The 21,450-nt window shown below is 56.2% G+C and carries 20 protein-coding genes and 3 tRNA genes; 8 read left to right on the forward strand and 15 right to left on the reverse strand.

Annotation, left to right across the window (positions count from 1 at the left end):
* Nucleotides 1-33: 33 nt before the first annotated feature.
* The gene (locus PSES9_RS0119230; protein WP_010489688.1) at nt 34-552 is read right to left on the reverse strand and encodes a GspH/FimT family pseudopilin; all 519 of its coding nucleotides are present in this window, start codon (nt 550-552) and stop codon (nt 34-36) included.
* A gap of 53 nt (nt 553-605) precedes the next feature.
* Here PSES9_RS0119230 and thiO point away from each other — a divergent pair, with 53 nt between their 5' ends.
* A complete protein-coding gene (thiO, locus tag PSES9_RS0119235) occupies nt 606-1,691 on the forward strand; it encodes a glycine oxidase ThiO (RefSeq protein ID WP_010489690.1) in 1,086 nt (361 codons plus the stop codon).
* 274 nt (nt 1,692-1,965) lie between these two features.
* Here thiO and PSES9_RS0119240 read toward each other — a convergent pair whose 3' ends face one another.
* The 4 genes from PSES9_RS0119240 to PSES9_RS0119255 all read right to left on the reverse strand — a co-directional run bounded on the left by PSES9_RS0119240 (nt 1,966) and on the right by PSES9_RS0119255 (nt 6,341).
* Nucleotides 1,966-3,303, reverse strand: a complete 1,338-nt coding sequence (locus PSES9_RS0119240) for a sigma-54-dependent transcriptional regulator (RefSeq protein WP_010489692.1) — start codon at nt 3,301-3,303, stop codon at nt 1,966-1,968.
* Nucleotides 3,300-4,898, reverse strand: coding sequence for a two-component system sensor histidine kinase NtrB (locus PSES9_RS0119245; protein ID WP_010489693.1), 1,599 nt, complete (start codon nt 4,896-4,898; stop codon nt 3,300-3,302). The genes PSES9_RS0119240 and PSES9_RS0119245 overlap by 4 nt, the downstream gene beginning before the upstream one ends.
* Nucleotides 4,888-5,127 (reverse strand): PP0621 family protein, encoded by a 240-nt coding sequence (locus tag PSES9_RS25425; RefSeq protein ID WP_010489695.1) that lies wholly within the window; start codon nt 5,125-5,127, stop codon nt 4,888-4,890. Before PSES9_RS25425 ends, PSES9_RS0119245 begins: the two co-directional genes overlap by 11 nt.
* A 218-nt stretch (nt 5,128-5,345) precedes the next feature.
* A complete protein-coding gene (locus PSES9_RS0119255; protein WP_010489698.1) occupies nt 5,346-6,341 on the reverse strand; it encodes an outer membrane protein assembly factor BamD in 996 nt (331 codons plus the stop codon).
* A gap of 147 nt (nt 6,342-6,488) precedes the next feature.
* Between PSES9_RS0119255 and rluD the strand changes: the two genes are divergently transcribed.
* From rluD to clpB, 3 genes are all read left to right on the forward strand, one after another.
* A complete protein-coding gene (gene rluD / locus PSES9_RS0119260) occupies nt 6,489-7,463 on the forward strand; it encodes a 23S rRNA pseudouridine(1911/1915/1917) synthase RluD (protein WP_029529662.1) in 975 nt (324 codons plus the stop codon).
* Entirely contained in the window at nt 7,460-8,197 is a 738-nt protein-coding gene (gene pgeF, locus PSES9_RS0119265) for a peptidoglycan editing factor PgeF (protein WP_010489702.1), read from the forward strand. Before rluD ends, pgeF begins: the two co-directional genes overlap by 4 nt.
* Nucleotides 8,198-8,343: 146 nt before the next feature.
* The gene (clpB, locus tag PSES9_RS0119270; protein ID WP_010489703.1) at nt 8,344-10,908 is read left to right on the forward strand and encodes an ATP-dependent chaperone ClpB; all 2,565 of its coding nucleotides are present in this window, start codon (nt 8,344-8,346) and stop codon (nt 10,906-10,908) included.
* Nucleotides 10,909-11,047: 139 nt separating this feature from the next.
* On the opposite strand, the gene PSES9_RS0119275 is transcribed toward clpB, so the two are convergent.
* Together PSES9_RS0119275 and PSES9_RS0119280 are read right to left on the reverse strand one after the other, a co-directional pair.
* Entirely contained in the window at nt 11,048-11,380 is a 333-nt protein-coding gene (locus PSES9_RS0119275; protein WP_010489705.1) for a PilZ domain-containing protein, read from the reverse strand.
* A 9-nt stretch (nt 11,381-11,389) separates the two neighbouring features.
* Entirely contained in the window at nt 11,390-13,726 is a 2,337-nt protein-coding gene (locus tag PSES9_RS0119280; protein WP_029529663.1) for a DUF1631 domain-containing protein, read from the reverse strand.
* A gap of 210 nt (nt 13,727-13,936) precedes the next feature.
* On the opposite strand from PSES9_RS0119280, the gene PSES9_RS0119285 reads away from it, so the two are divergent.
* The 3 genes from PSES9_RS0119285 to PSES9_RS0119295 all read left to right on the forward strand — a co-directional run bounded on the left by PSES9_RS0119285 (nt 13,937) and on the right by PSES9_RS0119295 (nt 14,182).
* Nucleotides 13,937-14,012: transfer RNA gene (locus PSES9_RS0119285), tRNA-Asn, on the forward strand.
* Between the two features lie 12 nt (nt 14,013-14,024).
* Nucleotides 14,025-14,101 (forward strand) — tRNA-Pro (locus tag PSES9_RS0119290).
* Between the two features lie 5 nt (nt 14,102-14,106).
* Nucleotides 14,107-14,182 (forward strand) — tRNA-Lys (locus PSES9_RS0119295).
* A 211-nt stretch (nt 14,183-14,393) separates the two neighbouring features.
* Here the strand turns inward: PSES9_RS0119295 and PSES9_RS0119300 are convergent.
* From PSES9_RS0119300 to PSES9_RS0119315, 4 genes are all read right to left on the reverse strand, one after another.
* On the reverse strand, nt 14,394-15,701 hold the full coding sequence (locus tag PSES9_RS0119300; RefSeq protein WP_010489708.1) for an NAD(P)/FAD-dependent oxidoreductase: 1,308 nt from the start codon (nt 15,699-15,701) through the stop codon (nt 14,394-14,396).
* Between the two features lie 63 nt (nt 15,702-15,764).
* Entirely contained in the window at nt 15,765-15,938 is a 174-nt protein-coding gene (locus PSES9_RS23955; RefSeq protein ID WP_010489710.1) for a DUF3094 family protein, read from the reverse strand.
* A 156-nt stretch (nt 15,939-16,094) separates the two neighbouring features.
* The gene (locus PSES9_RS0119310) at nt 16,095-16,601 is read right to left on the reverse strand and encodes an MOSC domain-containing protein (RefSeq protein WP_010489712.1); all 507 of its coding nucleotides are present in this window, start codon (nt 16,599-16,601) and stop codon (nt 16,095-16,097) included.
* A 133-nt stretch (nt 16,602-16,734) separates the two neighbouring features.
* On the reverse strand, nt 16,735-17,364 hold the full coding sequence (locus PSES9_RS0119315; protein WP_010489713.1) for a DUF1780 domain-containing protein: 630 nt from the start codon (nt 17,362-17,364) through the stop codon (nt 16,735-16,737).
* 112 nt (nt 17,365-17,476) lie between these two features.
* Between PSES9_RS0119315 and PSES9_RS0119320 the strand changes: the two genes are divergently transcribed.
* The gene (locus PSES9_RS0119320; RefSeq protein ID WP_010489716.1) at nt 17,477-18,172 is read left to right on the forward strand and encodes an energy-coupling factor ABC transporter permease; all 696 of its coding nucleotides are present in this window, start codon (nt 17,477-17,479) and stop codon (nt 18,170-18,172) included.
* Between the two features lie 256 nt (nt 18,173-18,428).
* Here PSES9_RS0119320 and yacG read toward each other — a convergent pair whose 3' ends face one another.
* From yacG to PSES9_RS0119335, 4 genes are all read right to left on the reverse strand, one after another.
* Nucleotides 18,429-18,629, reverse strand: coding sequence for a DNA gyrase inhibitor YacG (yacG, locus tag PSES9_RS24725; RefSeq protein ID WP_010489719.1), 201 nt, complete (start codon nt 18,627-18,629; stop codon nt 18,429-18,431).
* Entirely contained in the window at nt 18,626-19,234 is a 609-nt protein-coding gene (gene coaE / locus PSES9_RS0119325; protein WP_010489721.1) for a dephospho-CoA kinase, read from the reverse strand. Before coaE ends, yacG begins: the two co-directional genes overlap by 4 nt.
* Nucleotides 19,235-19,352: 118 nt before the next feature.
* Nucleotides 19,353-20,225 carry a prepilin peptidase gene (locus PSES9_RS0119330; RefSeq protein WP_010489723.1) on the reverse strand — a complete coding sequence of 291 codons (873 nt, stop codon included), beginning with the start codon at nt 20,223-20,225 and terminating at the stop codon, nt 19,353-19,355.
* Between the two features lie 3 nt (nt 20,226-20,228).
* Nucleotides 20,229-21,449: a type II secretion system F family protein gene (locus tag PSES9_RS0119335; protein ID WP_010489725.1), complete on the reverse strand. Its 1,221-nt coding sequence runs from the start codon at nt 21,447-21,449 to the stop codon at nt 20,229-20,231.
* Between the last annotated feature and the right edge of the window lies 1 nt (nt 21,450).

Genomic DNA, 21,450 nt, shown 5'->3' on the forward strand with positions numbered 1-21,450 from the left:
CTGTTGCAAAGGGATGAGTGGTTTCGCACAGAATTATTTTGTCGGCTGCGTCACTTTTTTGATTTTTACTTTGCCGAGTCGGCTAACGATAACGTGGCGTCTTTGCTCGTTTGTTTTCACACCGAGACGAAATGTGCCGTTGCTGATTGATGTGATTCCTCGACCGTTGAAATGCAGCGATTTACCTGCGCCGACTCCGCGCCAATTCAGATCAATCTGATCTGGGATCTCAAGCACCTTCATCAGCCTGTCCTTAGGGTCTAGTTTACGATTGCCATCAAGGTCTTCGAATACGCTTATTTGTTTTGCCCAAACCTTGGTGCAATTTTGTGACTCATCGAGCGGGCACATTGTTATCCGTTTGCCCCTGGCCAATGCCTGGTGGCGGGTGAAGCGTATAAAATTGACTAGCTCGGCACTGAACGAGGACAGGGCGTTGGCCTGCTGTATACGTTGTAGCCCGGGAAGGCTGATACTCAGAATAATTGCTAAAACGACGAGTGTTATGAGCAGTTCAAGCAAGCTTAGTCCTTGCTGTTGTTTAATATGCATATTGCAATTTCCCTTCCTTGGAATCTTGCGGTAGATGCTTCTGGGAGTCTGATGTGGTCGCTGTAATCGTTGGTGGTGGTGTTATCGGTCTTTTGTCTGCGCTGAATCTGGCAAAACACTGCGATGTGGTTTTGCTTGATTCGACAGCCGTTGGTACAGAGGCGTCCTGGGCGGGTGGTGGCATCGTCTCGCCGCTTTACCCGTGGCGATACAGCGATGCGGTAACAGCCTTGGCGCAGTGGTCGCAGGACTTTTACCCAGGCTTGGGGGCGCAACTGCTTGAGACCACGGGCATTGATCCTGAGGTGCATTCAACAGGTTTGTATTGGTTGGATCTGGATGATGAAGCTGAGGCATTGGCTTGGGCCTGCGCTGCGCAAAAAAATCTCAGGTCCGTGGATATCACTGATGTCCAGGCACAAGTACCGGCTTTAGGGATGGGCTATCAGCGGGCGATTCATATGCCGGGTGTGGCCAATGTGCGCAATCCCAGGTTGGTCAAGGCGTTGCGTGCCGCCTTGTTGCAACTGCCCAATGTCAGCATCAAGGAACACAGTCCGGTCAGCGGCTTTATCCGGGATGGCCAGCGAGTGGTTGGCGTGCAAACGGTTTCGGGCGCGGTCATGGCCGATCAGGTTGTGTTGGCAGCAGGTGCGTGGAGTGCCGAGCTGCTCCGGCCAATTGGTATTGAGCTTCCGGTGGAGCCGGTCAAAGGGCAGATGATCCTGTACAAATGCGCTGATGACTTTTTACCGAGCATGGTGTTGGCCAAGGGACGCTATGCGATCCCGCGCCGTGATGGGCATATCCTGATCGGCAGCACACTGGAGTATGAAGGCTTTGATAAAACGCCTACCGACGTCGCGCTGCAAAGCCTGAAAGCCTCGGCCGAGGAGCTTTTGCCTGCGTTGGCTGATGCGCAAGTGGTTGGCCACTGGGCCGGTTTGCGCCCGAGTTCGCCCGAAGGTATTCCGTTTATTGGCCCGCTGCCTGGATTTGACGGGCTGTGGCTCAATTGTGGCCATTACCGCAACGGTCTGGTCCTGGCGCCTGCATCCTGCCAGTTGCTTGCTGATTTGATGCAAGGTCGCGCACCTATCATCGACCCGGCGCCTTATGCGCCAGAAGGCAGGCTTTGACTCGCGTGGTCGAGCAGGATGCGTCCCCACGTAGCTTGTTCGCCAGATAGCGCCAAACAAACAATCTGCGTGGCAAATGGCGGACAGAAAAGCGTTGTCCGCCCTACAGGATGAAATCGTCGCTTGGGGTTGGAGGGCGTGAAGCTTGTTCGGCAGTCATCGACAAATAACCAAGCTGCGCGTGGCAAATGGCGGACAGAAAAGCGTTGGCCGCCCTACAGGATGAAGTCGCCGCTTGGGGTGTGAGGGCGTGAAGCTTGTCCACCGGGCGTGGTCAGTCAATTCCGAGTTTCTTCAGCCTGTAGCGCATCGAGCGAAAGCTCAAGCCGAGGCGTTGTGCCGCCGCCGTGCGATTCCAGCGGGTTTCCTCCAGTGCCTGGACGATAAGCTTGCGCTCGATATCTTCCAGGTAGTCTTCCAGATTATCGATTTGCGCCAGGCTGGTTTCACCTTGCTCGGACGATGAACTCGTGTCTGCAAGGCGCAGGTCGCTCGCAGTGATCTGGTCGTTTTCGCAGAGGGTGTAGGCGCGTTCGAGCATGTTTTCCAGCTCGCGAACGTTGCCGGGAAAACGGTAGCTCTTGAGCTTTTCCAGCGCGTCTGGCTGTAGCGTTGCAGCGTTGGCGCCATCACCATTGGACAGGCGCTTGAGCATGATTCCTGCGAGTTCGGCGATATCTTCGCGGCGCTCACGCAGGGCAGGGACCCTGAGTTCGATCACGTTTAGCCGGTAGAACAAGTCTTGGCGAAAACGCTCGGCGGCAACTTCGGCAGCAAGATCCTTGTGGGTCGCGCAAAGTATGCGCACATCAACCACCACTTCATGCTGGCCACCGACAGTGCGCACGGCTTTTTCCTGGATCGCTCGTAGCAGCTTGACCTGCATGGCCAGTGGCAAGTCGGCCACCTCGTCGAGAAACAGGGTGCCGCCATTAGCCGCCTGGAACAGCCCTTGTTTATCTTCCACTGCGCCAGTAAAGCTGCCCTTTTTGTGGCCGAAAAACTCACTTTCCATCAGCTCGGACGGGATTGCGCCACAGTTGACCGGGACAAAAGGCTGTTCCGCGCGCGGACCTTGTTCGTGGATCAATCGCGCCACGAGCTCTTTACCACTGCCTGACTCGCCGCTGATGTAGACCGGCGCCTGACTTCGCGCAAGCTTGTGGATCTGTTTGCGCAGCGTGCGCATTGGTGGGGAATCACCGAGCAGACGACTGTCTACAGGCACTTCCTTGCCGTCAGCAGCCTGAATGCGCAGGGCAGTGGTGACCAGTTCGCGCAGACGCCCCAGGTCGACCGGCTTGGTGAGAAAGTTGAAGGCGCCTGATTTCAGTGCATTAATGGCAGTATCGAGGCTGCCGTAGGCGGTAATCATGGCGACGGGCATTTGCGGGTGACGCTGGGCGATGTATTGCACCAGATCCATGCCGGTCCCGTCAGGCAGGCGCATGTCGGTCAGGCATAGGTCGAAGGGCTCTTTGGCCAGCCATTCGCGTGCTTCTTTGACATTGCGTGCACAGCGTGTGTCGAGTTTCATCCGGCCTAGGGTTATTTCTAGAAGCTCGCGGATATCGGGCTCATCGTCGACGATCAGGGCTCTCTGGCGGGTCATTGTAAGCTCAGTTTGCTGGCGTGGGCGAAGGTGATGCGAAAGCAACTACCGCCCTCTTCGCGGGGTTTATAGTCAATGTGGGCCTGATTGCTCTCGCATAGTTCACGAGAAATATACAGGCCCAGGCCGGTGCCTTTGGCTTCAGTGGTGAAGAAGGGCTCAAAGATATTTTGGCTCTGTTCTGGTGAGACGCCCGGACCATCATCGAAGATCTCCAGCACGGGCAAATCGCGCTCAGGCTCGCGGAACAGCTGTAACCAGACCTGGCCTCGCGGGTTTTTTTGCGAGCTGTAGCGCAAGCCGTTTTCGACCAGGTTGGTCAGCACTTGAGTGAGCTGGTTGGGATCCATGCGGGTCTGGATCGTGCCCACTTGCGTGTCCAGGTGCAGGGTTTGGTTGGCGGGCATATTGCTGCGGAATTCGCTGGCAAAACGGTGCAGCCAGTACTTTAGGTCGAGAAGCTGTGGTTCGGCCTGGCGCCGACGTGAAAGTTGCAGAACGTTCTCGATCACCAGGTTCATGCGTCTTGTGTGATCGTGAATGATTTGTGCCAGGCGCTGGTCCGGCTGGCTGAGCTCTTCAGACTCTTGGAGCAATTGCGCGGCATGGCTGATTGCACCGAGCGGGTTGCGAATTTCATGGGCAATGCCGGCTGTCAGGCGGCCAAGCGATGCGAGCTTGAGCTGCTGGGCCTGCTGGGCGATCTGCGAGACGTCGTCCAGGAACACCAGAATATGACGTTGCTGGCCGCGCTGCAGGGCAATAAAGCTGGGTTGCACTATGGGGCCGTCCGCAACCGCTTGCAGGCTGGCCGGGCGCATGGCCGGGTTTTGTCGCCATTGCTGCAGGCGTTTCACCAACTCGGGTGTATGCGGGTCAAGTATCTTTCCGACCAGGGCGTCAGCTCCGACCAGGGTAAAGGCGCCCTGGTTGGCCAGCAGGACACGGTGCATGTTGTCCAGTACCAGAATGCCGGTACGCATGCGCTCAATAATCAGGGCGTTGAGGGTTTCCAGGCTGGCAACGTCCGCGGCACGCTCGCTGGCCAGTTGTTCGCTGTCATGCAGGCGCCGGGTAATGCCCTGGACAAACAGCGCCGCCGCGAAACAAAGGGCGCCAAGGGCACCAGCCTGGATATATTGGCTGGCAGCGGCGGGGCGACTGAGGCTCAGGTAGAAGGTCAGGTAGATCAAGCCAACGGCGGCGGTGGCGGCAATAAAGATGCCGATGCGCCCGCGCAGCAGGATGTTGGAGATGGCGACCGCGACGATCAGCAGGTTGCCTATGCCACTGGGCGTGCCGCCCGCTGCATAAAACAGGCAAGACAACAGGATAACGTCGACCATCGCCAGGCTGACAACCTGCATCGAGCGCTTTGGTTGCTGGACTGCAAGCGTGACCAGCACGTTGAATATCAGGTAGAACCAACTGATGCTGCGAAACAGTGTTGCATGGCTCATTTCCAGCAACTGGACGTCCATTTCGCTTGATATCAGTAGCACAAGCAGCAGGCCTATGATCAGCCTGTATAGGTGATACAGCTTGAGAATCCGTATGCCCTGGGTGCCTCCCAAGGCCAGAATGTCAGTGGTCACCTTGCTGAGGGCCTTGCTTCAGGTGCTCTGTACTGCAAAACCATTGCGGTCCATTTTGCTTTGCATGCTCGCGGGGCAGGTGCACGCCGCAATTAGCGCAGCGCACCATGGGTTCTGGCTTAGCAGGCGCTACTGGCTTGGTAGCGCTGCGGGCTCCAATATAGCGTCGCCACAGCCAGTAAAGGGTTGCGGCGATTGCCAGCACAAGTAACAGACGAAATAGGCCCATAACAGACTCTTCTTGATTGATAGCGGCAGTTTAACCAAGCACGCGTGCGCGGCACAGTCGTTATGTCACGCAACGAGCATCTGCTTTGGCGATTGTCATGGTTTTTGCCGGTTGTGAGTGACGCCTGGCTGCATCCGCACGCGCATGGCTTTTGCCGGCAATAAAAAAGGAGGCCAGTGATGGCCCCCTTTTCGGTCACGCAAGAGTGCAGGCTATATTCAGTCGAACAGGCCGAATGTCATGTAGCTGAACCATGAGCGGTCTTTGCCTTCGGCTTCATCGAGCTGCTGGTCAACATCCTTGAGTTCATCCGGAATCTCGTCTTCGGCTTCTTCGTACTGGCGGATGACATCTTGGCTGGCGCGTGTCTCGCCTGGCGGCAGTGGCGCGTCGTTTTCGATCAGGCCCAGGGTGACTTTACTCAGCCAGGTCCGGTCATCGTCATCCTGGCGCAGCGGTACAAATTCGCCGTCTTCGAGGCTGGCGTTGTCCGGATAGTTGAGCTTGAGGGTTTCCAGGCTGCTTTGTGCCAGGTCATTGAGCGTCAGGTGCTGGTAGGACTCGACCATCACCGCTAGGCCGTCACCGACAGAAGGGGTTTCCTGGAAGTTTTCCACCACATAGCGGCCACGGTTGGCGGCTGCGACGTAAGCCTGGCGGCTCATGTAATAGTGGGCTACGTGAATTTCGTAGGCCGCCAGCAGGTTGCGCAGGTAAATCATGCGTTGCTTGGCATCCGGCGAATAACGGCTGTTCGGGTAGCGGCTGGTCAGCTGGGCGAACTCGTTATAAGAGTCGCGTGCGGCACCCGGATCCCGCTTGGTCATGTCGAGCGGGAGAAAGCGTGCAAGCAGGCCACGATCCCGGTCAAAGGATGCCAAGCCTTTCATATAGTAGGCATAGTCAACGTTGGCGTGCTGCGGGTGCAGACGGATAAAGCGCTCGGCGGCAGAGCGCGCGGCTTCTGGCTCGGCGTTCTTGTAGTAGGCGTAGATCAGCTCCAGCTGTGCCTGTTCGGCGTAGCGGCCGAAAGGGTAGCGTGACTCGAGCGTCTTGAGCTTGGTCACCGCGCTGGTGTAGCTATTATTGTCGAGATCCGTTTGGGCCTGCTGGTACAGCTCAGACTCGCTGAGGTTGTCATCCACGGTTTCCTTGGATGAGCAGGCGGCAGTAACGGCGAGAATGGCGATCAGCAGCAGGTGTTTCACTTGCATGGCGGCTTGCGTCCCTGTGACGGCGGCTGTCTTGAACAAAGCCGTCCTGTTATGATGGGCGCCCCTGGCACTCCCGGGGCAAAGACGCCGTATTTAACCACAAGCGCGTAGCTGAAACCAAAGGCTATGCCCCCGCCGTTGCAGAGCATGTCATCTATAAATAAGCAGTCCATACAATTAAGTGCCGAAGTACCGAGTGATTTAGGCGGTCAAAGGCTAGACCAAATCGCCGCGCAGCTCTTTGCGGAGCACTCGCGTTCGCGCCTGACTGCGTGGATAAAAGAGGGCTTGCTGACGGTTGATGGCAAGGTCATTCGTCCGCGCGATATCGTTCACGGCGGCGCCCAGCTTGAGCTAAATGCCGAGCAAGAGGCCCAGGGTGAGTGGATTGCGCAGGACATCGCCCTGGATATCGTTTACGAAGACGATGATATTTTGGTGATCAACAAACCAGCAGGTTTGGTAGTGCATCCGGCTGCGGGGCATTCCGATGGCACCTTGCTGAATGCTTTGTTGCACCATGTTCCAGACATCGTCAATGTGCCGCGCGCCGGGATTGTTCACCGTTTGGATAAAGACACCACCGGCTTGATGGTGGTTGCAAAAAATATTCAGGCGCAGACGCAATTGGTTGATCAGTTGCAAAAACGTACCGTTAGTCGCATTTATGAGTGCGTGGTGATTGGTGTTATCACTGCTGGCGGCAAAATTGATGCGCCTATTGGTCGCAGCTCATCGCAGCGCCAGCGTATGACGGTGACAGACGGTGGTAAGCAGGCAATCAGCCATTACCGCGTGCTTGAGCGTTTCCGCTCTCATACCCATGCCCGGGTCAAGCTGGAAACAGGGCGTACTCACCAGATTCGTGTGCATATGAGCCATGTCGGCTTCCCGCTGATCGGTGATCCGGTCTATGCCGGGCGCTTCCGTATTCCGCCAGCGGCGAGCCCAACGCTGGTGCAAAGCCTGAAGGAATTTCCGCGCCAGGCCCTGCATGCACGGTTCCTAGAGTTGGATCATCCGGTGACGGGTAAGCGCATGAAGTGGGAATCAGCGCTGCCAGACGACCTGGTTTGGTTGCTGACCTTGCTGCGTCAAGACCGCGAGGCGTTCGTCGGGTGAAACGCGTTGCTCATGATTGGTTGATTCCTGACTGGCCGGCCCCGGTGCGAGTCAATGCTTGCGTCACAACCCGCAGCGGAGGCATCAGCCCTGAACCCTTTGCCAGCCTTAACCTGGGCCTGCATGTTGATGACGACCCGGTTGCCGTGGCTAAAAATCGCCAGCGCCTGATCAGCCAGGTGGGTTGTCAGCCCGCGTGGCTGAACCAGGTGCACGGTATCGTGGTCGCCGAGGCGGATACCCGTCGAGTGATCGAGGCAGATGCCAGCTGGACACAAGCGCCGGGCGTAGCCTGTGCAGTGATGACTGCCGATTGTCTGCCGGTGTTGTTTTGCGACCGGGCCGGCAGCCGTGTCGCAGCGGCCCATGCCGGTTGGCGCGGGCTGGCCAATGGCGTGCTGGGGGCGACCCTGGATGTGCTCGGCTTCGAGCCTACGGAAACCCTGGTCTGGCTCGGTCCGGCCATCGGGCCTGACGCCTTTGAAGTTGGCCCGGAAGTGCGTGAGGTGTTCGTCAGCCAGCACCCGCAAGCCGCCGAGGCCTTTGTGCCAAGTCGCAATGCCGGACGCTTTATGGCGGATATCTACCAGCTGGCGCGAATTCGCCTGGCCGCGCGGGGTGTGACCGCGGTCTATGGCGGCGGTTTTTGCACATTCAGCGATCCGCGCTTCTATTCCTACCGCCAGGCATCGCGCACTGGGCGCTTTGCTTCTTTAGTCTGGCTGACTGACTAAAAGCATTTATCGGGCAGACTTGAAAAACGGTCTTGACAGCCTCATCTATTATCCATCTCGGCAGGCTTCCTTGATTAAAAACTAATCAAGTGCTCACTAGCGCGATTTCTATAGCGCGGCCTGCTTTTTAAAGGAAGGATGACGCCATGCGAATAGACCGTTTAACCAGTAAGTTACAACTCGCGCTGTCCGATGCCCAATCTTTGGCCGTCGGCCTTGACCATGCCTCAATCGAGCCGCTGCACCTGATGCAAGCGCTGCTGGATCAGCAGGGTGGCTCGATCAAGCCGCTGTTGATGCAGGTTGGCTTTGATGTCAACAGCTTGCGCCAGGCGCTGAGCAAAGAGCTTGATCATCTCGGTAAAATTCAAAACCCAACCGGCGATGTGAACATGTCGCAGGACTTGGCACGTCTGCTCAACCAGGCTGACCGCCTGTCGCAGCAGAAAGGCGACCAGTTCATCTCCAGTGAACTGGTGTTATTGGCTGCATTGGACGACAACACCAAGCTTGGCAAGCTATTGCTGGGTCAGGGTGTGAGCCGAAAGGCGCTGGAAAACGCCGTCAATAACCTGCGCGGCGGCGATGCAGTCAACGACCCCAATATCGAGGAATCGCGCCAGGCATTGGATAAATACACGGTCGACCTGACCAAGCGTGCCGAAGAAGGCAAGCTTGACCCGGTTATCGGACGCGACGATGAAATTCGCCGAACCATCCAGGTGCTGCAGCGCCGGACGAAAAACAACCCGGTACTCATTGGTGAGCCTGGCGTGGGTAAAACCGCCATTGCCGAAGGTTTGGCGCAGCGCATTATTAATGGCGAAGTGCCGGATGGCCTGAAGGACAAGCGTCTGTTGGCGCTGGATATGGGCGCACTGATTGCTGGTGCCAAGTTCCGTGGTGAGTTCGAGGAGCGCCTCAAGGCGGTGCTTAACGAACTGTCCAAGCAGGAAGGCCGGGTGATCCTGTTTATCGACGAGTTGCACACCATGGTTGGCGCCGGTAAAGCCGAAGGTGCAATGGACGCGGGCAACATGCTCAAGCCGTCCCTGGCCCGTGGCGAGTTGCATTGTGTCGGTGCGACCACGCTCGACGAATATCGCCAGTACATCGAGAAGGATGCCGCCCTTGAACGGCGCTTCCAGAAAGTGCTGGTCGATGAGCCGAGCGAGGAAGATACCATTGCGATCTTGCGCGGTTTGAAAGAGCGCTATGAGGTGCATCACCGTGTAGCCATTACCGATAGCGCGATTATCGCGGCGGCCAAACTCAGCCATCGCTACATTACCGACCGGCAGTTGCCCGACAAGGCCATTGACCTGATCGACGAGGCGGCGAGCCGTATTCGTATGGAGATCGACTCCAAGCCAGAGGTGCTTGATCGCCTTGAGCGGCGCTTGATTCAGCTTAAGGTTGAGCGCGAAGCCCTGAAGAAAGAGGACGACGAGGCAACCCTCAAGCGTTTGGAAAAACTCAAGGACGACATTGCGCGCCTGGAGCGTGAGTACGCGGACCTGGAAGATATCTGGAAGTCGGAAAAAGCCGAGGTCCAGGGCTCTGCGCAGATTCAGCAGAAAATTGAACAGGCACGCCAAGAGCTGGAAACTGCCCGCCGCAAGAGTGATCTTGAGGCCATGGCCAAGCTGCAATACAGCGTGATTCCTGATCTTGAGCGCAGCCTGCAAATGGTCGATCAGCACGGCAAGACTGAGAACCAATTGCTGCGCAGCAAGGTAACCGAGGAGGAAATCGCTGAAGTAGTGTCCAAGTGGACCGGCATTCCTGTGTCGAAAATGCTCGAAGGCGAGCGCGACAAGCTGCTTAAAATGGAAGATCTGCTGCATCAGCGGGTTATCGGCCAGAACGAAGGGGTGGTCGCCGTCGCCAATGCGGTGCGCCGTTCGCGTGCTGGTTTGTCCGACCCGAACCGGCCAAGTGGCTCGTTCCTGTTCCTCGGCCCGACCGGTGTGGGCAAGACCGAATTATGCAAGGCGCTCGCCGAGTTCTTGTTCGATACCGAAGAAGCCTTGGTGCGCATTGATATGTCCGAGTTCATGGAGAAGCACTCGGTTGCTCGGCTGATTGGTGCGCCGCCAGGTTATGTGGGTTACGAGGAAGGCGGCTACTTGACCGAGGCCGTACGTCGCAAGCCGTACTCGGTGATCCTGCTCGACGAAGTTGAGAAGGCGCACCCGGATGTCTTCAACGTGCTGCTGCAGGTGCTTGAGGATGGGCGCCTGACCGATAGCCATGGCCGTACCGTTGACTTCAAGAATACGGTCGTGGTGATGACCTCGAACCTGGGTTCCGCACAGATTCAGGAGCTGGTGGGAGATCGCGAGGCGCAACACGCTGCGGTGATGGACGCCGTTACGACCCATTTCCGTCCGGAGTTCATCAACCGTATTGATGAGGTTGTAGTGTTTGAACCTCTGGCGCGTGAGAAAATCGGGGGTATCGCCAAGATCCAACTGGGCCGCCTGCATCAGCGTTTGGCTGAACGTGAGTTGAGCCTTGAGTTGAGTGACGAGGCGATGGATAAGCTCATCGCCGTGGGCTACGACCCGGTTTATGGCGCGCGGCCGCTCAAGCGTGCGGTGCAGCGTTGGGTCGAGAACCCATTGGCGCAGCTGATTCTGTCGGGCAAGTTTGCACCGGGAAGCACAGTTACCGGTACTGTTGTCGACGACCAGATCAGCTTCAGCTAAGCCTGAGTCATGACCTTGAAGCCCTGCATTATTGCAGGGCTTTTTTATTGGCCTGGGGATTTTGGTTGACAAGCTTCGCGTTGTCACACCCTGCGCGTGTGATGTAGGGCGGACAGCGCTAGATGAGGCAGGGCGTGTCTTACAGGTGTTTGAGCAGGGTTTCGAGCAATACTACCTGGTCATCGGCGATATCGATGATATGAAAGCCGGCCCAGCAATGCTGGCCATCCGCACCGGGGCGGCTCCACAGGCAATCCGCACCCAGCTGTACCTCTCCAATCCCCTCAATCAATTGCTCGCTGACAATCCGGCACTCAATAAGCGCATCGACCGCCAGCGGGGTATCGCTAAACAGCATGAATCCTTCGTTGGAAAGGTCTACAACTCGGCCCAAGCGTTGTCCTGAATGTAAGTCGAAGACTTCCAGCTGCAATTCGGTGCTTAGCCGATTGTGCTGACGACGATCCTCCATGTGAGCTCCTTAGGTTGTTTCGGCTGCGCGGCCGGTAAAGCGCTGCAGCACACGATAAATTGAAGACAGCGCCCGGTCGACCAGTGGTACGTTGCGCTCTGCTGGAACGACCCGGGCGAGTCCTTGCTCCATTTCTGTGGCGAGGGTCGCTAAAGGTTTGATCGCAACGCGCTGGCCGCTGTGATCGACAAACATGTAGTTACGGGTTGTCGGGCTAAACCACGAAAGCTTGAGGCGCTGGGTCTGTCCATTGCTGAAAAATTCAAACCAGGTGTCGAAATCGATCTGGCTGAGCTCCTTGGCGATGGCTTGAGCCCGAGATGACAGCCCGGAAACCGATGGTGCCTGGCTGGCCAGCGCTGCATCCTCTCCCAGCATGGCGCCGAGCTGGCTTTCCAGTAGTTGCGGGCTGAGCTTGGCAGCGACCTGGGGTTGGTTGGCCTGCACGGCATGCTGGCAGGTTACCAGGTCCTGGAGCAGGCGACGGATACCGTCCTCGTGATAGCCACCGAGCAGTCGCAGGCCCTTGCTCAAGTCTTCAAGCAGGCTCACTCGTATGCTTTGCAAGCGGCTCGCCCCGGCCTCATCAAGCACTGTGCCGCTCCAGGCAAGCTGTTCGGCAATCTCGCAGGAGCGCAGCCATTCTGTGCTTGTATCACCGTGGCGCAGTAGCACGAAGACCAATACATCGGCCCAGGTCAGTTCAAGGAAGTTGCGAATGATCGCGGGAGGCTGGCGATTGCTCAAAGACGCATTGATGACTTCGATGGCTTGCTGGCGAGCGCCGAGAAGTTTGTCGCGGCCCTTGGCGGCCTCTACTGCGCGCCGCTCACGCAAGTCCACCTTATGCTTGAGGGTTGCGACGAACTCATTGAATTCCTCGAGTAAATTATCAAACAGCTGCAGGTCACCGCTGAAACCATGGATTACACGCTCGACTACCCAATGCATTTTGGCCAGCAGGCCGCGTTCATCACCTTCGCCGCCATAGAGCACGCCGGCCTGCGCCATGCTGTTGAGCAGCTTGCGCGCCGGGTGGTGATGCTGGGTGAACAGGGCTTTATCAAGCAGCGCGACTTTGAGGTAAGGCGTATGCAGGTGGGACAGCGCGGTTTTGCAGTTGTCGGGCAGGTTGTCGTCATCAAGGATGAAGTCAAACAACATGCCGACCAGGTCGATAATATCGGCTTCTTGATCCGAGACTTTCTGCTGTCCCGGCAGTTCGCTATGTTCTTCGAGTTGGCTTTGCAAGTCAGCTTTCAGGCCATCGACCTGTTGCGGCTGATGCAGGCGCTGGGCAAAGTCATCCGCTGATTGACGTTGCATCCTGTTCAAGGCGTCAATCAGCTCGTTAGCACTGTAGGTGCGGGTGGCCTCGGCCGGGGCAAAACTGCTGATACTGCGTGTACTGCCTTGCAGTGGCGTATTCGGAGCGCGCCGCCGATGCTCGTTGAGCAGTGAGGCCAGGCTGTTAAGTAGCGCCGTGGGATCGCTGGGCAGCGGGGCATCCGCTGCGGGAAGTGGCGCGTAGCCGTGTTCGACGCTCGACATCCTCCAGCCCGTGCCTGGCTGCGCTGCGCCTGCAGGCTGTTCGGACGAGCCCTGTTCATGCGTCGCTTTGCTGGCAGGATTGCTGTTGCGCGGCGCCGTGTATTTCAGGTTTGGCAGGATCCCGCCCTCGATCAGGCGCTGGTTGAGTCCGTCATAAAGGCTGTCGAGGCTGCTCATGACATGCTGGTCGAACAAGGTGTAGAGAATGACCTTGATGCGCAGTGGAAAAGGGCAGGGTTCAAGGGCTTCACGAAATGCCATGGCGATCATCTGTGGCCCAAACGGATTATTGTCCTCCACCAGCTTTACACCGTTGTTAAGCAGTGCAAGTCGCTGTTCCAGGGCAAATAACGGTTGGGCGCAGCGCGCCTTTACCCGGCTCACCATATTGGTTACTTGCAGGCTTTCTTCATACTCCTCGTTCTGGATCAGGCTAAGAGCATCAGCCTTGATCTCGCTGACCGCATCGGCGGGCTTGAGCTTGCCTTCAAGAAATTCAGAAAAGTTATGCGCTATTTTCTGGTGGTACATGCGCTCAATTTGTGGCCGCTGCTTGCGGATCTCGCGCATGTTGTCAAAAAAAAGCGTCTGTACCTGGTTGTTTTCAGCCTTTTCGGCGCACTCGAACAGGGTATCGTCGATCTGGCCGAATACACCGGTCAGGTGCTCCGCCAGCCGGTTCATCACTAATTGCCTGCAATGCTGTACCAGCCCACCATAGCGCGGTTGAATGCCGCGGCTGGCGAGTGTGCGTCCAGATATTGGGTGAACGTTCGGTGGGCCTGGTTTGCTCATGTACTTTCCTAGCAAAAGTGCTTCTAGCCTTTGCATCCTGCGCTGGCTTTATTAGTAGAAGATATAGCAGGCGTTGGGCGCCGTGCAAAGCATTGTCATAAGAGCAAAAAAGGGGGTTGACAGTACGGCCGTAAAACGTGAAATGGCGCGCCTCAGATACGGGAAAGGACTTAAGTCCAGACGCATATCTGAGGCTTGAAGGTATGTAGTTCCGCGATAGCTCAGTCGGTAGAGCAAATGACTGTTAATCATTGGGTCCCAGGTTCGAGTCCTGGTCGCGGAGCCAAACTTTCAATATCGGGGTATAGCGCAGTCCGGTAGCGCGCCTGCTTTGGGAGCAGGATGTCGGGAGTTCGAATCCCCCTACCCCGACCATTTTTGGGTCGTTAGCTCAGTTGGTAGAGCAGTTGGCTTTTAACCAATTGGTCGTAGGTTCGAATCCCACACGACCCACCATTTTCGCTCTTGCTGTTGATAAGAGTTGAATCTTAGGAACAGAGTCATTCACTCTGTTCCAATTAAAAAAGCGCCGATAAGGCGCTTTTTTAATGCCTGCAATTTGCTGCCGAGCCTCTGTCACATCCAAGGTACTGATATGTACCTTGTAGGGCGGACAGTGCCTTTCTGTCCGCCACTTGTGCCTATGGTTGTTGGTTCTGTGTGTCGATTAGTGCAGCTTGAGCCTTGGTTCTGTGCTGCGGCCTATGCGGTCGCTGAGCATCAAGAGCGCGGTGCGAAAGAAGCCGTACAGCGCCATTTGGTGCATGCGATAGAGCGATACATAAAACATCCGTGCCAGCCAGCCTTCGAGCATCACGCTGCCGGTCAGGTTGCCCATCAAGTTGCCCACTGCCGAAAAGCTCGACAAGGAAATCAGAGAGCCGTAATCGCGGTACTGGTATTGCGGCAACTCTTTATCCAGGCCCAGTACGCGGATCTTAAGGGTTTTCGCCAGCAGCGATGCCTGTTGGTGGGCGGCTTGAGCGCGTGGTGGCACGTTGCGCCCTTCGGTGCCGGGCTGCGGGCAGGCGGCGCAGTCACCAAAAGCGAAGATGTCGTCATCCTCGGTGGTTTGCAGGGTCGGGCGTACCACCAGTTGGTTGATGCGATTGGTCTCCAGGCCAGCGATTTCCTTGAGGAACTTGGGTGCGCGAATGCCGGCTGCCCAGATTTTCAGGCTGGCAGTGATGGTTTCTCCGTTTTCGGTAACCAATGCATCGGCCGTCACTTCGCTGACCGCTGAATTGGTCAGCACCTTGACCCCGAGTTTTTCCAGGGTTTTATGCACTGGCTGGCTGATACGCTCAGGCAGCGCGGGAAGGACGCGCGGTCCCGCCTCAATCAAGGTGATGCGCATGTTTTCCGGCAGTATGCGGTTAAGGCCGTAGGCTGCAAGTTCGTGCGCGGCATGGTGGAGTTCGGCTGCCAGTTCAACACCTGTGGCGCCGGCGCCGACAATCGCCACGCTGATCTGCTCGATGTTTTCGCTTTGGCTGGCATGTGCGCGCAGGTAGTGATTCAGCAGTTGGTTGTGAAAGCGCTCTGCCTGCTCACGGGTGTCAAGAAACAAACAGTGTTGCGCAGCGCCCGGTGTGCCGAAGTCATTGGTGGTGCTACCCACTGCGATAACCAGGCTGTCGTAGTGCAGTTCGCGCTGGGGAACCAAAACCTGCCCGTGCTCATCCAGCGTGGCGTCCAGGCGGATTGTCTTGTTGTTGCGATCCAGCCCGGACATGCGCCCGAGTTGAAACTCAAAATGATTCCATTTTGCCTGGGCGACATAGTTCAGCTCGTCGCCTGATGAGTTGAGTGAACCTGCCGCCACTTCGTGCAGCAATGGTTTCCAGATGTGGGTGAGATTGGCGTCGACCAGAATTACTTTGGCTCTACCGCGCTTGCCCAGGGATTTACCCAGGCGGGTAGCAAGCTCCAAGCCGCCGGCGCCACCGCCGACGATCACGATTTGATGGCTCATTTAATAGACTCGCAAGGCTTTGAAAAGAAGAGTTAACACGGGGTAGGGCGAGCGCTAGGCAGCTCATAGCACCAAACTCCCAAGAAATCGGCTGAGGAACCCGAGGGCGATGACTATACACAGCACCACCAATAGCAGGCGCCAGACCTTAAAAGGACGGCGTTCGACTTGGTGTTGTGGGGCGCTCAGATACTGGTCAACACGTTGTTGGTCGACAGGCTTAAGGCGGCTGGTCATGGAAACCTCGATGGTCGAGTGCATCATGGGCCTGATTATAGAAAAATTCCCAATTGCTTACAGGCTCTTGTGCGTTCAAGCCTAGCGCAATTAACCGGACAGGGCGTAATTGATGTTCAGCTGCTGCCCTGTAACAAGCTGGTGCAGGATTGCCTCTTAGTCCGTATCTGCCAGGGGTTCTACCGTCAAGCTGTCGCCGCAACGAATGATGCCACTTTGCAGCACTCTGGCGGTAATGCCGCCGTGGCCCCTCATCGCCTGGAATGTGCCTAACCCAAGCCGTTCTTCCAGGCGTGCGCAGGGTTGGCACCAACCTGTGGTTTCGAACACCGCTTGCCCGATTCTGAAGCGTCGCCCCTTGAGGCTGAATAGGTTGATACCGCTGATTGCGATATTGCGGCGCAGGTCTTCGGGGCGAATCGGATTGTCTGCGTGGCGATTCAATAATGCGCTTACGACCGCAAGGTGTTCCCACTGGATAAAGGTGACTTGGCGAGCATTGCGTGGGCCAGGGCGGCTGTGGTCGCCGGTCAGGCCTTCATCGCGTCGCGCTTCCACGGCATCGAGCATGATCATTGGCGCGCGCGATGCGGGGCGTACACCAGTCCAGCGTACCTGACCCTGTTGCGGAACTGCTGCGAGTAATGCTTTGAGCGGGCTCATTGAATGGTCCGAGTTTGATTTGTTAATGGTGGACAAGTTTCACGTTGTCGCACCCTGCGAAGGGCGATTCATTGGGGCGGACAAGGGTATTTATCTGCGAAATACTGACTGCGATTATTGGCAGATATTACGTTTACAGGCTCATGCCTGCATCGAAAATGACGCTGCGACCAAGGTTGTTGCGTAAAAAGTCGGGCGCATCGGCGTGAGCAAAAATCACCCGGGCGAAGGTCGGGGCAACCACCGAAAGCGAGCGCCAGCCTTGACGAAGGAAGTCGGTGGGCGGCGGGAAGTGGCTGTTGAAATCCAGTATCGAGCGTTTCAGGTTGATGTAGGCGACTAGATCCAGTTCGCCAAGATCAAGATTGCGTTCACGGTAGTTGTGGGCTTTTTTGCTCAGTGTGGGGGCAAGGTGGGCGAGCAGATCCTTGGCCGGGATGCGTTTGGGCTTGGCCTCGCGTCGGACCAGCTGGCTCAGGGAGAATGCCCGCCGACGGCGTTCGAGTTCGGCTCGCCACTCATCATTGAGGCGGCGACCTTCATCGAGCACAAAGAACACCTCGAAATTGGCCTCGCGAAATAATACATCGGGCGGTTCATTACCGGGCGCATTGAACTCTTCAAGCCTGTGGCGCAGGTTGAACGCTTGCAGCAAGCGGTGGCAAACCCAGCGCTCACGCTCCCATTTACGTGCATTCGACAGGAATGTATTGGCTTGCTCGGCATGGTCGGTGAGCAGGCGCAGGTAGTCAGAATCATCCATCTACTTAGCTTAGCTCTATTGTTTGGCCACGCGTGACGATCAGCTGGCGGTTTAGAGCCTTTGGTCAGCGGTGTAGACTGTCGCTCATCTGTCCTGGCTGAGGTGTGGCGAGATGATTGGTGCCGAGTTACTCACGACCACTAGCACGCTGGCCGGCTGGCTGTTGTATGCGCCCGTCGTGCTCTGGGCGATTTGGCGTGCGCCCTGGGTGGCGCTGATCAGCGATCTGCGCCGCCAGCATCTGGTGTTTGCCACGGCTTTGGCGTTGTTTTTGTTATGGCTGGTGCGGCGAGATTTCGAGTCGGGCCTGTCCTATCACTTTATCGGCATGACAGCTGTGACCTTGCTGCTCGACTGGCCGCTGGCGGTGCTGGTTGGCCTGCTGGCGCAACTTGGGTTGCTGGCGTTGGGGCTGCAGGACTTGTCGGCGCTTGGTGTAAACGGTGTGTTGTTGGTGGCGCTGCCGGTGCTGGTGACCGAGTTGTGTGCGCTACGTGTCGAGCGCGAGCAGCCTGAAAACTTGTTCGTGTATATCTTCTTTTGCGGCTTTTTCCCGGCGGCGTTGGCGACCTTGCTGGTGATACTCTCGGCATTTGGCCTGTTGTGGCTGGATGGCGTGTTCGAGATGCCGCCCTGGATTGAAGACTACATCGGCTATTTATGGTTGGTGATATTTCCAGAGGCATTTATCAATGGTTTGGTGGTGAGCGCGCTGGTGGTGTTCTACCCGGACTGGCTGGAAACCTTCAATCGCAGCCGCTATTTGTCTGCGCCCTGGAAAAACGACAAGCAACCACCCGATTCGTAAGGGAACCTCTGAAAAACTACTGCGCTAGATATTACGGCGTTAAAAAACTGCTCAAAATGCTCATTTAGGCCACTAAACTCCGCTTTTTCGCAGTTTTTTGCCTTGTACTATCGTCGCTCGCTACCTTTTTCAGAGGTTCCATAGGGTGGATGACGCTTTTTTCATCCACCATTTACACCGGCCGATTTGTTTGTTGATCGGGTTAGGGTGGGCAAACTTCGCGTTGCCCACCCTACGAAGGGTATGGAGCCCTTTGTCAGTGGGTGCGCGGCGGGATTTCCTCGGAAAACACATCGTCTTCCAGTTCATTACCGGGTATCGCATGCTCCTCGGATGCCCAGGCGCCCAGGTCGATCAGCTTGCAACGTTCCGAGCAAAACGGCCGGCTAGGGCTTTGTGGGCCCCATTCAACAGGTGCTGCGCAAGTCGGGCAGGCGACGAGTGTGGGTGTGGTCATGGTTGGCCCCTATTTAGCGTCAGGTAAAAAGTATGCAGGCGTTCAACTTCGCTGCGCAGCCAAATGAGATCGCGGTCGTTTACCAGTACGTCATCGGCTATTTGCAAGCGCTGCTGGCGTGTAGCCTGGGCGTTAAGAATCGCCTGCACCTGTTCGAGTGAAGTATTGTCGCGCATCAGCGTGCGTTCAATCTGCAGCGTTTCGGGTGCGTCGATCACCAGTACGCGCTGGGTCAATGCGTGCTGGCCGGTTTCCACCAGCAAGGGAGTGACCAGAATTGCATAAGGCGAGGTTGCTTGGGCCAGATACTGGATGATCTCTTGATTGATCAGCGGGTGCAGTAAGGCTTCGAGCCAGCGTCGCTGTTCGGCATCCTGAAAAATCAGCTTGCGCAGCGCTGCGCGATCAAGCTGGCCATCCGCTTGCAGGATAGCTTCGCCAAAGTGCTCGGTTATCTGGCGTAGGGCAGGGCGACCAGGCTCAACCACCCAGCGCGCCGCCTGGTCGGCATCCACCAGATGCACGCCAAGGTCGATAAAGCATTGCGCAACCGCGCTTTTACCGCTGCCGATGCCGCCGGTGAGGCCCAAAATCCAAGGTTTCATGCGCGTGCAGTGGCTCTAATCAATCAAACAGACTGCAGATTGTAGAGCAGGGGGCTTGTTGCTGGCGACCCGGAAGATGAGATGCATGATGAGCGCATGGCCAGTGCGCTCGATCGAGCTATTTCATGCCGGCAAATTGCAGGTAGGTTGAAGTGATCTGCTCGCCCCAGATCAGGGCTATCCAGCCGGCGATGGCCAGGTAAGGACCAAAGGGGATTGGTGTGCTGGTCTCGGCATTGCGCATGCGCAACATGATCACGCCAAGGACTGCGCCAACCAGAGACGACAGCAAGATTGTCAGCGGCAGGATCTGCCAGCCCCCCCAGGCGCCTAGCATGGCCAGTAACTTGAAATCGCCATAACCCATACCTTCCTTGCCCGTGACCAGCTTGAACAGCCAAAACACCGTCCACAGGCTCAGGTAACCGGCAACCGCTCCCCAGAGCGCATCGCCAAGGCTGGTAAACAGGCCAAAGTAGTTGGCGATCAAACCGAGCCAGAGCAGCGGCAGCACCAGTACATCGGGTAGTAATTGGTGGTCGGCATCAATCAGGCTCATTGCCAGCAAGCCCCATGTGAGCAAGAGCATCAAGCCGGTTTGCCAGGTAAAGCCAAAGTGCCAGGCAATAAAAAAGGACAGCGCCCCACAGGCCAGCTCAACCAAGGGGTAGCGCTTGCTGATCGGGGTTTTGCAACTGGAGCATTTGCCACGCAGTGCCAGGTAGCTGACGACCGGGATGTTCTCCCAAGGGCGAATCTCATGCTTGCACGAAGGGCATGCTGAATTGGGCAGAAACAGGTTGAAGCTTTGTTTAGGGGCTTCGGCAGGCAACTCCAATGCTTCACGCGCCTGGGCCTGCCAATCGCGCTGCATCATGATGGGCAGGCGATACACCACAACATTCAGAAAACTGCCAACCAGCAAGCCGATAACCAGCACGCATAAAGAAAAGGCCAGCGCAGAGCTGGCCAGAAAGTCGAGTGTTTGCATGGGTTAGCCGACCACGGACCCCAGTTGGAAAATTGGCAGGTACATGGCGATAAACAAGCCACCAACTACCACGCCCAATACTGACATGATAATAGGCTCCATCAGGCTGGTAAGGCCATCGACCATATTGTCGACTTCATCCTCATAGAATGTGGCAACCTTATCGAGCATTTCATCGAGCGCACCGGACTCTTCTCCGATGGCGGTCATTTGGATGGCCATCGAAGGGAAGGTGTTGGTTGTGCGCATGGAGAAGTTAAGCTGCATACCGGTTGAGACATCGGCTTTTACTTTATTTGTAGCGTTTTTAAATACAATATTACCTGTCGCGCCTGCGACAGAGTCAAGTGCGTCGACTAGAGGAACACCAGCAGCGAAGGTTGTCGATAAGGTTCGCGCAAAACGGGCGACAGCAGATTTATATAAAATATCACCAACAATAGGTATTTTTAACATCGCGCGGTCGACACTATTCCTAAATTTTTCAGAGCGTTTATGTAGTTCCTTAAAAGCAAATGCGATTCCAAAAATAACTGCGATAAACGCAAGCCACCACTTTTGCATTATCTCTGATAAGCCAATTACAAAGAGTGTGAATGCGGGTAGTTCAGCGCCGAAACCAGAAAAAACAGACTCAAACTGCGGTACAACTTTTATCAGCAAAATGCCAGAAACAACCAGTGCGACCACGATAACCGCTATTGGGTAGTTCATTGCTTTTTTGATTTTTGCTTTCAGTGCTTCTGTTTTTTCTTTGTAGGTGGCGATCCTGTCCAGTAGGTTTTCTAGTGCCCCTGCTTGCTCACCAGAGTCTACAAGGTTGCAATAAAGCTCATCGAAGTACTGGGGGCGAGTCCGTAGGGAAGCTGCAAAGCTGTTACCAGCTGCAACTTGTTGTTTGATGTCATCAACCAGTTTGCGCATATTGGGGTTTTCAAAACCCTCGCTGATAATATCGAACGACTGCAGTAGCGGCACCCCAGCTTTCATCATGGTCGCCATTTGCCTTGTAAACAAGGCAATGTCCATGGGCTTGATCTTTTTGCCTGCACTGAAGATTGAGGCAGATTTTTTGCGTACCTTGGTGGGATTGATACCTTGTTTGCGCAGTTGAGCTTTGACCAAGGCAGGGTTTTGCCCATTGATCTCGCCTTTGACCACTGCACCTTTCTTATCTTTACCTTCCCAGGCGAATACGCTGGTTTTTAATGCTTTTGCCGCCATG

Source organism: Pseudomonas sp. S9 (assembly GCF_000222125.1).
In the GTDB taxonomy this organism is placed as follows: Bacteria; Pseudomonadota; Gammaproteobacteria; order Pseudomonadales; family Pseudomonadaceae; genus Aquipseudomonas; species Aquipseudomonas segetis.